Annotated in this window: 10 protein-coding genes and 2 pseudogenes; 2 read left to right on the top strand and 10 right to left on the bottom strand. The window is 31.4% G+C overall.

The annotated features are described in order from the left end of the window. Window positions 1-128: 128 nt before the first annotated feature. The 10 genes and pseudogenes from ES676_RS12130 to ES676_RS12085 all read right to left on the bottom strand — a co-directional run. Window positions 129-968 carry a GIY-YIG nuclease family protein gene (locus ES676_RS12130; protein ID WP_148370592.1) on the bottom strand — a complete coding sequence of 280 codons (840 nt, stop codon included), beginning with the start codon at window positions 966-968 and terminating at the stop codon, window positions 129-131. A gap of 2 nt (window positions 969-970) precedes the next feature. Next, on the bottom strand, window positions 971-2515 hold the full coding sequence (locus tag ES676_RS12125) for a reverse transcriptase domain-containing protein (protein ID WP_246124580.1): 1545 nt from the start codon (window positions 2513-2515) through the stop codon (window positions 971-973). Between the two features lie 424 nt (window positions 2516-2939). After that, entirely contained in the window at window positions 2940-3551 is a 612-nt protein-coding gene (locus tag ES676_RS12120; RefSeq protein WP_148370591.1) for a hypothetical protein, read from the bottom strand. Window positions 3552-3752: 201 nt separating this feature from the next. Continuing rightward, window positions 3753-4934: a PDDEXK-like family protein gene (locus ES676_RS12115; protein ID WP_148370590.1), complete on the bottom strand. Its 1182-nt coding sequence runs from the start codon at window positions 4932-4934 to the stop codon at window positions 3753-3755. A gap of 4 nt (window positions 4935-4938) precedes the next feature. Next, the gene (locus ES676_RS14755; protein WP_170234457.1) at window positions 4939-6576 is read right to left on the bottom strand and encodes a restriction endonuclease subunit S; all 1638 of its coding nucleotides are present in this window, start codon (window positions 6574-6576) and stop codon (window positions 4939-4941) included. A gap of 1 nt (window position 6577) precedes the next feature. Then, entirely contained in the window at window positions 6578-8008 is a 1431-nt protein-coding gene (locus tag ES676_RS12105) for a class I SAM-dependent DNA methyltransferase (protein WP_148370589.1), read from the bottom strand. Further along, window positions 8008-10377 (bottom strand): EcoAI/FtnUII family type I restriction enzme subunit R, encoded by a 2370-nt coding sequence (gene hsdR / locus ES676_RS12100; RefSeq protein WP_148370588.1) that lies wholly within the window; start codon window positions 10375-10377, stop codon window positions 8008-8010. Before hsdR ends, ES676_RS12105 begins: the two co-directional genes overlap by 1 nt. 111 nt (window positions 10378-10488) lie before the next feature. Beyond that, a complete protein-coding gene (locus ES676_RS12095) occupies window positions 10489-10845 on the bottom strand; it encodes a hypothetical protein (protein WP_148370587.1) in 357 nt (118 codons plus the stop codon). 458 nt (window positions 10846-11303) lie between these two features. Then, complete coding sequence (locus tag ES676_RS12090) at window positions 11304-12851, bottom strand: Fic family protein (protein ID WP_148370586.1); 1548 nt, start codon at window positions 12849-12851, stop codon at window positions 11304-11306. A gap of 1048 nt (window positions 12852-13899) precedes the next feature. Beyond that, a pseudogene (locus ES676_RS12085) lies at window positions 13900-14142 on the bottom strand (pyridoxal-phosphate dependent enzyme); the annotation flags it as partial. 97 nt (window positions 14143-14239) lie between these two features. On the opposite strand from ES676_RS12085, the gene ES676_RS14985 reads away from it, so the two are divergent. Both ES676_RS14985 and ES676_RS14980 read left to right on the top strand, forming a co-directional pair. Beyond that, entirely contained in the window at window positions 14240-14530 is a 291-nt protein-coding gene (locus tag ES676_RS14985; protein ID WP_148370584.1) for an ISAon1 family transposase N-terminal region protein, read from the top strand. Between the two features lie 200 nt (window positions 14531-14730). Continuing rightward, window positions 14731-15096, top strand: a pseudogene (locus ES676_RS14980) (ISL3 family transposase). Window positions 15097-15224: the final 128 nt, after the last annotated feature.

Below are 15224 nucleotides of genomic sequence, written 5' to 3'. Positions count from 1 at the left end.
CATGTCCAGACACTCCCTAAAAAATGATACGTTAAATACTAATAAATTTTAATAATATGAGCTAAAGGTAAACTTAGCTTAGTGGCTAAATTGAGCACTAACCTTAAATTTTAATATTTATGCGGTTACTACTTTCTTTTTAACTCATCCAAGGTTCTACCGTCTATATCTTTCCATTTCGTCCAACCATTTGTATTTCGAGCTAGAATAGTTGCTGCTGCTGCACTCGGAGAATTAAAAATATAATCTTGTTGAAACACAAAAACATTATTCTCCACTTTTAAAAGGGCATCGTCCACTAACCTTTTACGTAATACACCAATCCATTTAGTAATACTATTAGTTTCTTCAATACTAGATGTACTTCCTTTATATACTAAAAACCCATCATCTGTTAGCTCTCCTTTTGCCAAAGCACCTTTACCCTTACAATAAAATATTTCTTTGTTACTTTTCGCTTTTCGTTTCTCTTCAAAAATTGGATAACCCAGCGTTGCTAATAATATTTTAGCAGTTTCAAAATTATCTAACAAATCATGTTCTCTACTTTCGGGTATCGATGGCTTGTTTGATCCTGTATCGTTATCTGTAATATATCTACCAATCTCTTTGGCTTTAATTAAGCAGAAATGCTCTAAATACTTTCCATCTGTTTTGGTGTACTCGTCTGTTTTAGTAGTGATAATTACACAATGTGTCCAAAAATCTTTATTTCGATTATGAGATTGGATACGTTTAAAACAGTCCTCCCCTTCTCCTATATAAACACTTGGCTTTGCTCCGTCTTCTTTACTACCAAACAGAAAATAAACTCCAGTAAAATTTACTATCTCTCGCTTTGCAACTTCTTGTATTTTATTTCTTGGAAACAAAATCGCTTTTACTAACCTGTTGGTTATCTCTGCTTCACGAATGCTTGTTGGAGAGCCGTCTGGTAGAAATATTTGTATGGTTTGTGGTCTAGTCATTGTTATTTAGAGTTTGTTTTAAGTGCAATCTCTTTAATTAATTTATTCCAAGATTTTTTCGTCTGCTTATTAATTTTATTCTCGTTCATTACTTTTGCAGCTTTATTTGAATACGACAAAAAATTACCCCAATCATAACTTTCTGACTTCTCAAAGCCTAAAATTGTTTCATTCCATACCCATTTTCGCTTTCTACTCGCACCTTTATATGAGTATTTTTTTAGAACCCTTCCTTTAAAAATTTGCCCCTTGTTTTTACCCTTCTTAGCGAAATGTTTTGAACGTTTAATTGTTCTTTTCATTTTTCTATAGAATGTTGACAAACTAGCAGATTTTAATAATACAGAACTGCCATCAAATTCAAAGCCTAAGTACATAAAGTTTTTATGCCAATTTATTTCCTTCTTAAATTCTTGTCCACAAATTAAATTGTTGTTTTCTCTTCTGAAATGAAATATTTGTGTTTTAGGTTCTTGAATTTCTAATTTTATTTGTTCAATTTCACGATTCATCAGGTTAATAATATTATCCTTTTCTTCTTTCGGGCATACTACCACCATATCATCAGAGTAGCGCCTGTAAATACCTGTCTCAGAAATATAGTCGTTAATAGTTTTATCAAAATCAATCATATAAGCATTAGCGAGTACTGAACTTATAGGTGAACCTTGAGGTATACCAAAATTCCTTTTGAAGACTACACCTGTATCAGTTTTTATACTTTTAGTGTTTTTTAAAAGTTTATTCTTAACTTTTAAAAATTCTTTTTGTGTACAGAATGCTATTGCATTATGATTTTTTAAGTGCTTAATTTTAGAAATTCGCCCCTTTTTAATTGGCATTAAGTTACCTCGGAAATCTCTTTTTTGAATCAGTATGTTATCTTTAAATTCTTCAAATATATCTACTATATCGACATAGCTAAAACGTGTAATTCCTTTAAAAACATTAAAATGTGCTTTTGACAATTCTTTTACACCAAATACTTTAGCCCATATTTCTCTTAATATTTTATGATCTAAATTATCAAAGAAGCTTTTTATATCAAAAGCAATAACAACGAATTCGTCTTTATTATATTCCTTTATATATTTAAATACATCATTAGCAAAATCTATGTTACATTTATTAGATCCTTCGGTAAGGTTTTTATTTTTTGGTATTGTCCTGTAAGCTAATATGGATTCGTCTAGGCCATTTTTCTTTAATAACTTATCATATTCATCTGATATTAGTTTAGAATAATAACTAAATATCAAGGAGTCTAAATGGGATGCATAATAGAGTTCTCTTTTCTTAATAGCACTTTTACGTAATGCCTTATTTTCTGTTAATAAAACCTTACCATCATCTTTAGAGTATTCTTTTCTAAACTTTCTAACTTTAGATGTTTTGTGAATAAAAGGCAGAAAAGAGTGCGTGGCTATTTTGGATGGATTGGTTACATAATTTTCAATCCACTTAAATCTATCCGCATTTTGTAAGGGTAACCCAATGTGTGGATACCGTTTTAACTTAAACCAATCTTTTTCTTTTTTATTTATCATAATTAAAAATGAGAAATGGGGAGCCAACTACAAGGCGGTGCTTTTAGAAATAATTACTTATTTCGTGAATGAATGCATGCTCTATCGACACCAATATGTCGCCCCAATTCAAGTCGGGTGGTAAAATAATTGTTATATATTGTAAAATAAACTCAATGAAGAACTTAAATGACAAAACAATCAATAGGTATGCCTGTATCAGTATATATCTGATGGCGGCGCTAGTACTAATGCTAAACCTTATAGGTACAGAAATAAATCTATATATAAGTTGCATTTGTAAAATACCATATCCTCAACAGCTTTTAATGTTGAGCTAGACTAAAAGTCTATTCCTTAAAACGCATTATTCGGCTCTCCCCAAAACTCACTTTATTTTGTTAAATTAATTTTAAACTCTTGATTAATTGTATTATATAATTCCTTAAACACCCTCATCCTTACTCTCAACCATTACAGCACCCTCAGCAACCGGTTGATTAGATATCTGTATTTGCTCTGTAGTTTTTGTTATAGTAGCAGTTAACTCTGTTACTTCTTCTTTATGTGCTTCTAACTGTTCTGTTATGTCCACATATTTATTGTAAGTTCTTGACTCTAATCTCATTTTAATATTTCCGATAAAGTCTTTGACGTTAGTAAATGTACCAAAAGCTATAAAAGAAAATAAGGCTATAACCATTAAAGCAAATTGATTCCAATTAAGTATATCACCGAGGTTGGTAATATTAAACACAAAATAAAGCAATGCATTATAACCTAAATATATAGAAGCCAATACCAAACGAACACCAAAATAAATGTGCTTAAACTTTTTATTTAATTTTAAATTTAGTGCTTCTTTTTTCTGTATTAAATCTTTTAGTTTTTTATGTCTAGATTGAAGTCTGTTTAAATTATCCTTAACCTCATCGTTTTGTTTTGAGACTTTCTCTAATGTTAAATCTACTTGACCAAAAGAACCAACATAAATAATTATTACTATAACAATTACCAATATTATTAAGAAGGTATTATTCTTTTCTTGTTCACTCATACCTAAACCGTTTTCTCATCCTCAAAAACCTCTATCAAAACACTCTGCATCAACAACTCAATATGTTCTTGACTTTGTTTTACTTCTTGATCTAAAACATCACATAAAACCAAAACTATTAAAGCATTTACTTTTTCTATGATAGCCTTTTTTTTATATAATAATAGCTTTAAATTTTAACTAATTATCTTTAATCACAATTTATATATTGCTATAGGTTTCGATAAAAGACTTTGTTTGATTAACTATAGTAGCTACCATATTTTCAAAATAATACTCATCATTATTATTTAATTTTTCTAATATAGATGTACTGCTTAAATTTAAAGCATTGTTTTCTGGTGTTTTAATATCACTTACAATAGGCCAATAATTACTTAACCTATAATCACCGTCTCTACTTGATTCATATTCTTTTTGCCTATCAAATATGCCAATAAAAAGCCGTCCTTTATTATTCCCCTTACCAGAAAATGACTCTATACCAATCTGTATTCCCTTTTCATCAAGTATATCAGAACTAATCCATATTTTAGAATAATTATGGTTAATATCATTACCAAGACGTGCTTTTACGTTTAATTGTAAGCTATTTATTTTTTCGCTCACAGCCTTTCTTAATTTTTCTCTTATGCCATCTACTGCTATTTGATAATGAGAATGAATATATTTAGCCTCTTCTAAATTATTTTGAATAAGCGCTATAAAATTATTTTCTAAATCTTTTTCCATAGAATTTGTAAGGTCTCTTATTAAAATTTGATATTGTTTAATTGCGTTTTTTACAATAGAATCTGGTTTTACAACTGACAAACACGCATCTAACCAATTTAAAATATGATTTTTATAGGTTATAACTTCAAAATCTTTATCTGTTAAAGTATGTAGACTTTTTTTAGTAGGTTTACCTTTTTCTCCAAAAAGATTTAAGTAATACAAAGCACAATCATTACCTTTAAACAAGCTATATCTATACATTTGTTTTGGTTGATCTTCTGCATAAATTTTATTCTCTATTGCAATGGCTTTGCCAGAAGGAAATGTAATTAATATATCAATAAAACCTCCACTTCTAAAATCGTCTGATATTTTTCCTAAATGATGCTCTGCTTTTACTTTAACGTTTTTTAAATCACTATCAACAAAAGAAGTGTAACCAATTTCTTGAAGAAAAAGGCTTAAAAATTTTTCATCATAATAATGATTTCCTTTAGGATCTAATAACGAAACCAACATTGCTGAATGGGTTTTGGTTTCATTAGTTTCCATACCTAATATGGAAAACAAATTAAAATCTTCTCCTTTTTCTCTTACAGATATATAATGCCTCTCTACAATATTTCCAGATTCATCAAGTAACGTATTTAGTTTTTCTATCTCCATAAAATTAAGCTTTGACCGTTTTAATTCCCCCCTCAAAAACGGCCCGCAAAACACTCTGCATCATCATCTCACTATACTCTTGACTTTGTTGTACTTCTTGCTCCAACCCATCACATAAACCCATTAAAGCATTTACTTTTTCTACAATGGCTTTTTGTTCTTCTAGTGGTGGAATAATAATTAACTCATTTAAAAATTTGTTTCTATTCAAGGTAGGAACTGCTGTACTTGAAGAATATTGTGAAAAATCAAATGCTTTTAAAAAAACAAAAACATAATCTATATAATTACCACAATAATCTTCACCATATAAAACTGTATTTAAAGGCCAATGCTTGTTTTCTATTAAATGGGGTTTCCCAGTTGAACCTGATCTACCAATAACAACACCTCTTTCAGATTTATATTCATTATGCCACCCACTTATACCTCCTGATGAAGCTACAGCGTATTTACCAAGTATTCTATCTTGTTTTGGTAAATCGTGCCCCCTTTTAAGGACACAAAGATTAAAAAATTGAGTTTTTACCCAATTTAGTGGAATTTCCTTGTCATTAAAAATCACATTAGCGACAGGTTTTAGAAATTTTTTCCTACCTGTAGTAATTATTTTTTGATTATTAAAAGCTTCTTCTATTGATTGAGAAACTGATTGAGTATCAGGATTATTTGCTCGCCAATCTGCTGTGAGTTTTCCCTGTACAGCTAATTGTAAAACGGTTTCTCGAAACTTTTTAATGTTGGTGGTTTCATTAAAGAAGCTTTTAAAGTGCTCTTGTAAAAACCTCCATTCTTGATTAGCGTTATTGCTAGTGAGTTGGTTTAATGCAGATGTTACAAAATCTTCTTTTAAACCAATTCGTGCTACAGTTAATTGTTCTAATTGTTCTACTTCTTTAAAAAGGGTTTCTACTACGTTTACGATTTCCTTTTGTTCTTTTAGTGGTGGAAGACCAAAAACTTGAGTTCTTATTTTTACTCTAGATATATTTGGTTGTGCTCCACCTTCACCCTGATTAATAAAAGTATCTTTTAAACCTTTTAATAGTAGATGCAAAAACAAACTATTTATGCAACTAAAAGGCGTACAAGCACAAACAGCTTGATTCGTTGTTCCTACAACTTGCAAGATTCCTGTTTTTCCGATAGTAGCTCCATACATAGCAATTAAAACATCTCCAGGATTATTAAGTCTTACAGATGTTTTTTCAAGAGCGAGTTCAGTAATTTTTTCTTTTGACTCATAATCCATAATTGAATTATTAAGTTCTCCGGATTTAAACCAATTTATTTCTCCTCCATAAAACGATGAATTTGAACGTAAAGGTGTAGAACCTGCTCCCCAAACACCAATTTCTCCTAGTCTTACAGTTTCCCAACTATTAGGAAGATTGACAATTAATTCTTCTTTTTTTACGCTAGAAAGTGGTTTTTCATTTTTAATTTTCTTCTCCTTAATTAATTTCTTCTTTTCAGTTTTTAATTCTTCAAGAAGTTCCGAAGTCGGTTTTAAATTAGGATTTTCTATTCTCCAATTAGATGTTAATTTCCCTTGAATTGCCAGTTTCAGAATCAAACCTTTTAATTCTTTCGCATTTTTAGGACGAATGGTTAATTCTTTAAAGTGTTGTAGTAGTAGCATATTACTTTAAAGCTTCAGTTAAAACATTTATAATTTCCTCTTGTATGCTAAAAATTTTTTGTTCCGTAGTTCTAAATTTTTCTAAAATTATTTCTGGGTTTTCTAAAGTATCGGCTTCTTGGTGTGGGTTTTTTATATCTAGATTGTAATTGCGCTTTTTAATTTCTTCAATAGATACTTTCCAAGCGTATTCATTTTCTACGCGCTTGTTCCACCACACTTTTTCTACGTCAAACTCTTTTATATTAATTGGTGTTCCTTTATTATAGCTTTTTGCGCCTTTTGGGTATTGATGTTCGTAATACCAAACTTCTTTGGTTGGTGTTCCTTTTTCAAAAAACAACAAGTTGGTTTTAATACTGGTATATGGGTTAAAAACGCCATTTGGTAAACGCACAATGGTATGTAGGTTACATTTGTCTAACAACTCTTCTTTTAGGCGTGTTTTCATCCCTTCACCAAACAACGTGCCATCTGGTAATACAATAGCACAACGTCCTTTGTCTTTTAACAGCTTAATAATTAGGGCTAAAAATAAATCGGCTGTTTCTTTGGTTCTAAATTTTTTAGGGAAGTTGGTTTCGGTACCATCTTCTTCTACACCACCAAAAGGTGGATTAGAGAGAATTATATCTAACTTGTCTTTGGCACCCCAATCTGCATAGGGTTTACTTAACAAATTATCTCTGCGTATTGCTGGTAAATCGAAACCGTGTAACATTAAATTGGTAGTACACAGTAAATGTGGCAATGGTTTTTTCTCGACACCTCGAATTGAGTTTTGTAATACCTCCCTATCCTTTGGTGTCTTTACTTGGTTACGTACGGCATCAATAGTACAGGTTAAAAACCCACCCGTTCCACAAGCAGGATCGAGTACGCTTTCTCCTAATTGCGGATTAATCATATCTACCATAAACTGCGTAACTGCTCTTGGTGTATAATACTCCCCTGAAGACCCTGCAGATTGTAGGTCTTTTAAAATGGTTTCATAAATATCATTAAATACATGACGCTCACTGGTGCTATTAAAATCGATCTCGTTAATTACGTTTATTACTTGACGGAAGAGTGTTCCGTTTTTCATAAAGTTATAGGTATCGTCAAATACCGAACGTATTATTTTTGCTTGTGGGCTTATAGTAATATCCAATTCTTTTAACGCAGGAAATAGTTCGTTTTCTATAAACGTCATTAAAGCATCACCTGTTAAGCCTTCATCATCTGCTGCCCAATTTTGCCATTTTAAGTGTTCAGGAATTGGTGATTGGTAATCGTCAATGGTGATTTCCCATTCTTCTTCTTTGTCGGCAAAAATCTTCATAAATAGCATCCACACCATTTGAGAGATACGTTGTGCATCTCCGTCTACTCCTGTGTCTTTACGCATAATATCGCGTATGCCTTTTATGTTTGTTGTTATGTTACTCATTAAGCTATATTGTATATTTCGTTTTCTAATTCTTTTATGGCTTGATCAAAGTCCTTTTTCTTACCAAAAGCTCTTACCAATTCTACAGGAGAACCCATTTGGCTTAAAGGTTGTACTTTTAATACAGAACCTTGTTCTATACTTACAATGCCTTCTTTTTCGTATTTATCTAATAAGCTATTTAAAACCTTTTGTGCGGTTTCGCTGTACTTGGTAAAGTAGTTTCGTTTACGTACGTTGTTTGCGCGTTCTTGTCGTGTTAAAGCAGGTTGATCGAATGCAATGTGACAAATTAAATCGAAGTCGTCTAAATCTAAACCAACATCTTCTCGCAAGGCTTCTAACAGAACGCCGTGTTCTGCTAGTTCTTTTATCAACTCTTCTTTCTTTTCAGATTCATTCCATCGTTGAATAAAATCGTCCAATGAAGCAAACTCTTTTTCTATATTTTTTTTAGAATAATCTTTTAATGATTCTGTTATTAGCTTTCCATCCTTACCATAATACTGAACACGCTCATGTACTACAGAGACTGGTACTTGATTTACATAGAATTTTTTCACCTCTTCATCTCCTCCATCGATACTGATATCTGGTGGAATCGGTGGAAATGTGTCTGGATTAAAAGGATCTTCATTATCTGGCTCTGTTGGTTCTACAGCATCTGGCGGCACTACTGGTTCGTGTGGTTCTGGTTCGTAAATTTGAACTGGATCACCATCAAAATCTGGTCTTGCGAATATGTTAGTGGCTTTTCTAAAATCCATGATCGTGAAAAACACTTTGCCTTCAGCTTCTCTAATTCGCGTACCACGACCAATTATCTGCTTAAACTCGGTAACCGATTGAATATTGGATTCTAAAACAATCAACTTTACCATTTTAGTATCTATACCCGTGGTTAACATTTTGGACGTTGTAGCTATAACAGGAAACCGTTCCTCAACATCTGTAAAATTATCTAACTCTTGTTTACCAACCTCATCATCACCCGTAATTTTTACACAATAGTTCCAATGTTTAGCAACCAAGTCTGCATTTTCATTTATTAATGCTTGACGCATTCTATTCGCATGATCTATATCGGTGCAAAATACTATTGTTTTTGCAAATCGGTCTGTAGCTTTTAAGTATTCGGTAATTTTTTTGGCAACTAATTCTGTACGCTCATCAATAGCCAACGTTCTATCGTAATCTTTTAAATTATAAATACGGTCTTTTACTTCATTCCCATACTTATCAATTAAACCAGCCGTTGGTCTCCAACCCTCATCTACACTAGTTGTAATTCTTACTACTTTATATGGCGCTAAAAAGCCATCATCAATACCTTGTTTTAAAGAATAGGTGTAAACAGGTTTGCCAAAATATTCCATATTAGAAACATCTTTAGTTTCTTTTGGAGTAGCTGTTAATCCAATTTGTGTAGCCGATTTAAAATAGGTTAAAACATCGCGCCATGCCGAAGCTTCTGATGCGCTACCTCTATGACATTCGTCAATCACTATTAAATCGAAAAAATCTGAGCTAAATTCTTTATATGCGTTTTTATCTTCGTCTGTACTTGTTAATCCTTGATATAAAGCGAAGTATATTTGGTAGGATTTATCAATCTTTCGGTTTTTAATAATATGCATGATATCATTTCCGAAAGGCGAAAAATCGCCGTTTTTTGTTTGTGTTAACAAGGCATTTCTATCAGCAAGAAATAAGATTCGTTTCTTAACTCCTGTTTTCCATAAACGCCAAATAATGTTAAAGGCTGTATAGGTCTTACCCGTACCAGTTGCCATTACTAAAATTATTCTGTTTTGCTCGCGGGCTATGGCTTCTAAAGTTCTGTTTACAGCATTTTGCTGATAATACCTTGGTGTCATTCCGCTGTCATCCAAATAATAATCCTTCTCTACTATTTCTTGAGCTTGCGGTGTTTCAATATTTTGATGTTTTAAATATTTTTCCCATAAGGTTTCAGGCGAAGGAAAATTATCTAATATTAGTTCTTCTTCTAAAACGCCATCTGTTCTTGTTTTGTCGTGAAACACAAAGGAATCTCCATTGGAAGTAAATACAAATGGGATTTGTAAAATATCTGAGTATTCTAATGCTTGCTGCATCCCATGACCAACAGGCTTTTTATTATCTTTAGCTTCAATTATAGCAATAGGAATATTCGACTTATAGTATAATATGTAATCTGCTCTTTTGTTTCTTCCTCGTGTGTATAAATTCCCTTGCACAATGATTCTACCATCCGTAAAAGAAACTTCTTCTCTTACTTGGGTTCTCATGTTCCAACCTGCTTTAATTATAGCTGGATTGATATACTTAGAGCATATATCTCTTTCTGAAAGATTTTTCTTATTCATAACTGTCGAAAATAGTGAATTCCAGAGTATAGACTACGATCATTTATTTTAAATCTCATCTATTATTTTTTTTCTATATTATATTAAATTGAATACAATAATTCGATCTTTTTAACTCGGTCCACATTTTAAATTATTTTTATAAGGTGCTATGTATTTCCCAAAAGCTTTTCCTGCACTTAAATAATAGTTATTAGAATAATTAGATTTCGTATCGGAAGCGACTTGGTAAATATATTCGTTGCAATTTATACTATATTCCCTTTTAAAACAGACTATCGCAAAGTATAATTTAGTGCTATTTGTTGACACTTCATAGAAAGTCACTTTAGATATAGAACTACTTGTATAGCTCGTATAAGCTGTTCCACTATTTTCAGATTTTACAAGTTCCATAAATTCTTTACAACTTTGAGCTCTTGTATTTATACTAAATAGCATTAATAGGGTAATGATAATAACTTTCATTATTTAGATATTTTTTAATCACGAAACATCATAATAAAATGCTTTCAAAAAAGCATCTAATATATCTTATGTAATATGGTTGTTTAGTTTAGACTTTAAATATAGGTAATAGACATTATCTATTATTGTAAAAAATCGTAAATGCAAAACTATTTTTAAATACATTATATTAGTTTAGTTATAGACTGCTCTATAAATCGGTTTTTAGCTTATTCTCATCTTTATTCTTATTCTATTACCCATTTGATCACTCTCTAAAAAAAAGTACTCATAATAAATAGTGATTAATAAATTTCGAATAGTAAATGTATAAGATTAGAAGTTATTGGTGTTACGGAAAACCGTAATAGCTCATTTTAAGTCTCTTTTTAACTATCTACTTTTTTTTATTCTATCGCCATTTAGAGTGACATCTTAAAATGAATGTTCAACTGAATACTTTTTTTATCGTTTTCAATTTATGCTTCAAGGTCTTTAAAAATAGCATTATAATTTACTTCGATATCCTTAATTTCGAACTCTTCTAACTCTATAAATTCCTTTTTTGAGGCTCTTTTAGATAGTATACCATCATTTTGCTCTAAAAACCGAACGAGCGTAGCCACCATCTTATCAGGCATTTCAAAATGATTATCTAAGTATCTTTTAAATTCGTCATATTTTTGTAGATAATTAACCTCTTCTGGTATAACTCTTACCAAAGTATCTTCGACACAATCATACAAATATTCAGCTTGTTTTGTAGCGTCAAAATAGCGATAAAAATCGATAGTATTATTAGTAACCTCTACATTGTGATTTTCGGTTTCTACCCACTCTATATGGTTTAATAACGGATAAGAATACGACTCTAGAACGGCTTTGTAGTCTGTTATTTTATCTAAAATAGATGCGGAAACTGGAAAAATAACACCTTGTTGTGTAAACTGTTTTTTCGCCAATACATGATGTATCAAATAACGATGTAAACGTCCGTTACCATCAACAAAGGGATGTATAAATACAAAACCGAATGCTATGGATGCAGCAGATAGAACAGCGTCGTAGTCTTCGCCTTGCAAAATTGTATTAGTTTCTATTAATCCTTTTAGTAATTGTTCTATATCGTTGGGTTTTGCAGAGATATGCTCTGGAATTGGAGCTCCTGTACTTCTATCATGTTCACCAACAAAACCACCTTCATGTCTCAATCCTAACTTTAAAAATCTTGCGTTTTCTATAACAATCTGTTGTAAACGCTCTAATTCGGCAATACTTAATGGCTTATCTCCTGCTTGCCCAATTGCTTTTCCCCATCGCATAGCTCTATTATTACTAGGGTTTTCACCTTCTATAGTAAAAGACGCTTTAGAGTCTTTTAATAATAAAAATGATGAAGCACGTTGTGTTATATCCTTATGAATACTATTTAAAAATGTGTTTCTTCCACCAAGAACATTGGCATTAATATGATTTTCTAGTTTTTCGGTTTTAAAAATTAGCGGACAAAAATCAACTGTTCCAGGAAGGTTATTTATAATTTTTTGTTTTGTGGATTCCTCTCCTTTAATAGCGTATTGTAAACCAGAGTCTAGCAACGGTATGTATTTTCGCTTTTTTAAATCTACTTCCACAGTAATCTCGTCTTGCTGAAGCCACTCGTATAAAAACCAAATTTTACGACTATATATACCAGAAGGCTCTATATGTAAAAGATCATGTATTTGGTCTTTTGTAATTGCATTAAATAATGCTCTAAAGACTAACAAATTAATACCTTCATATTTAATTGCAAATATTAGTTGCTTATATAACGTTTCTTCAGGCTCGTATGTTGCTGGAAATACTTTCCAATGCTCATTATTATATTTTTTACTTTTTTCAGTTATTAGCGACAATACATGCGGAAATGGTATAGGTAACTTTAAATTTTCTATAATGGCACCATAGCCAACAATCTTGCCTCTTTCAGGTGTGGTTCTTCCTTGAAAAACGGATGTTTTAATTTTTGGTATTACTATGTCCATATTAAAGATTATAACTATTGCACTCAAATATAACTAAAAACCGTGCGCAAACTAAAATAAACACGCGCATATATACATTTATTTAAAAAATTGTGCGCAAAACAAACAATTAAATAAATAGGCGCACATTAAAATAAACGAGCGCAAATCAATACTAAACTAAAAAAGAAGGCGCTTATTTTGTTTTACCATAATTAAGAAAGAAACGATTATGCCGAAATTGATGGTAGAAATGTTCATTTATAATTTATGACAACCGATCACTTGAGGTACTCAAAATGAATTATTTATTTTCAAAATTTAAATAAATTCCTTACCTTTACTATATTAAGTTATCTATAAATTTGTGAACACCAAACTGAACACGTTTTGGAACACGATTTGGAACACGGCGGTTTTTTAAAGTATTGAATATCAATACTTTAATTATACAACATTATGTAATAATAAATTCATAACCCGGAGGTCACGAGTTCAATTCTCGTTCTCGCTACTAGTAAAATAAGGAAAAGTCAGGATTTTAAAATCTTGACTTTTTTTTTGGGTACAACATAGGGACAACAAATTTGTGCTTTCGCTCAATAATATTATTACAACACAAATGATCCCAAATACTAGTAATTACTCCATAAGTAGCTCAATGCTTCTCATTTGAATTAAATAATTTTAGTGAAATTCGTTTTGTTTCTATTACAAACAGCTACTATTTCCTAAAAATTAATCTTTGTATAACTTGAATTCAAACTAGGAAAAAATTTTATTTGATTAAATGCATGGAATTATGTCTAAAGAGTCGTGGGATTTTGTTAGTTTGATGAGGATACGGTAGTTAGCGGCAGATCATAACTCTAAGATGTATCGAATTTTAAGATCGATATTCGATTTAAAGCACTCTTTTAACAGGTTTTTAATTCAGTAATCTCTCAAGCTAAAGGGGTTGGACTGCGCAAAACTGAACAATAGTTTAAAATTGAATTAATCCCTTAAAAGTGGAACTGATACTACCAATTTAGGCTTTGATTTATAAGTACATATTGAGACTTAATTATTACGTAAGCTCTTTAGAATAACAAAAAATTGCAGGCAACCCAACTGTGTGCCAAAAAAGAATATTAGAGCCTTTTTCTATTTTATTGTTTACTAAATGATCTATCATCCCATAATAAGCATGACTTGAATAAACAGGATCTAATATTATCCCTTCAGTTTGTGCCAATTCTCTCATCGCTTTCTTCTCATTTTCTGTAATAACTCCATAGCCAGCGTTATCATAATCTTTTATCAACTTAGCATCCTCTCTAGAATAATTCTTTTAATCCCAAGAGTAATTTTTGGCTCAACACAAAAAGTTGTGGAGCAATTAAAAATAGCTGAACTTAGATATAAAGATGTCTATGTCCTCAGAGGGTCTATTATCAATAGCTAATTTATTACTGCCCGAAGTCCTTATTAACTACTTTGATATGACTAGGCACTGTATTAAAGATGAAGAAATTCAATTCTATTTTACAGAGTTTAATGTCGTGCCCGATGAATTTAAAGACCAAAACCTGCATTCTAAAGGTTTCTTTCCAGAAACTATTGTGCGGGATTTTCCAATACGAGGCAAGAATGTGTTTCTACACATAACGCGGCGTAAATGGATCAATCCTACTGCGGCTAATATGGGCTTATTGTAAAAAAATAATTCCCAAACGCACCTTTGTTTATAGACCGTTTCTATGTCCAAAAACCAGCATTAAATGCATTGCAAGAAATCAGAATCAAACACAGATGGGAAGCTTTTGACGCTGAAAATGTTGCCATAGAATAGGCTAGAAATAAAGCATTAAAATACAATGCTGAAGTTTTATATTACGGTGATACAACAAAGCAACTATTGGCCAGAAGTAGATACTTACTGTATAAATCCAGTCGTAAATGGACTGAAAATCAATCAAAAATAGCAGAAGTACTTTTTGAAAAGTATCCCGATTTAGAAAAGGCATATAAGTTATGTCAAAATTTATCATGGATATTTCATCACAGAAAAGATAAAACTTCGGCACTAGTACGTTTAGCTAAATGGGATGAGAAAGTAAGATAGGCTGCATTTAAAAGCTTTAATACCATATCCAGAACCATGTCTATACACTACCAAAACATAATAAACTACTTTGACAACAGAAGCACAAAGGCATATGAGGAATCTTTCAACGCAAAAATAAAAGCGTTAGAAACGTCAACTTTTTCCTTTTTAGATTGACCACAACTTTTGGACGTGATCCTATATCACTTTTAGGTTGATGCTTTATTTTTTCATTCTTTCTTCTGCTTCTTCTGCTTTCACTCGTCATCGTTCTCTCTTGTAAAATCAAGAATACTATATGGTTT

Origin of the sequence: Bizionia saleffrena (assembly GCF_008086175.1) — a bacterium.
In the GTDB taxonomy this organism is placed as follows: Bacteria; Bacteroidota; Bacteroidia; order Flavobacteriales; family Flavobacteriaceae; genus Bizionia; species Bizionia saleffrena.
This window is presented reverse-complemented; position numbering and strand designations above follow the sequence as displayed.

Coding starts and splice junctions, on each gene's coding strand:
- hsdR (WP_148370588.1), bottom strand. CDS start 10,377: ATGAATAAGAAAAATCTTTCAGAAAGAGATATATGCTCTAAGTATATC.
- ES676_RS12095 (WP_148370587.1), bottom strand. CDS start 10,845: ATGAAAGTTATTATCATTACCCTATTAATGCTATTTAGTATAAATACA.
- ES676_RS12130 (WP_148370592.1), bottom strand. CDS start 968: ATGACTAGACCACAAACCATACAAATATTTCTACCAGACGGCTCTCCA.
- ES676_RS12105 (WP_148370589.1), bottom strand. CDS start 8,008: ATGAGTAACATAACAACAAACATAAAAGGCATACGCGATATTATGCGT.
- ES676_RS12090 (WP_148370586.1), bottom strand. CDS start 12,851: ATGGACATAGTAATACCAAAAATTAAAACATCCGTTTTTCAAGGAAGA.
- ES676_RS12120 (WP_148370591.1), bottom strand. CDS start 3,551: ATGAGTGAACAAGAAAAGAATAATACCTTCTTAATAATATTGGTAATT.
- ES676_RS14755 (WP_170234457.1), bottom strand. CDS start 6,576: ATGCTACTACTACAACACTTTAAAGAATTAACCATTCGTCCTAAAAAT.
- ES676_RS14985 (WP_148370584.1), top strand. CDS start 14,240: ATGTCTATGTCCTCAGAGGGTCTATTATCAATAGCTAATTTATTACTG.
- ES676_RS12115 (WP_148370590.1), bottom strand. CDS start 4,934: ATGGAGATAGAAAAACTAAATACGTTACTTGATGAATCTGGAAATATT.
- ES676_RS12125 (WP_246124580.1), bottom strand. CDS start 2,515: ATGATAAATAAAAAAGAAAAAGATTGGTTTAAGTTAAAACGGTATCCA.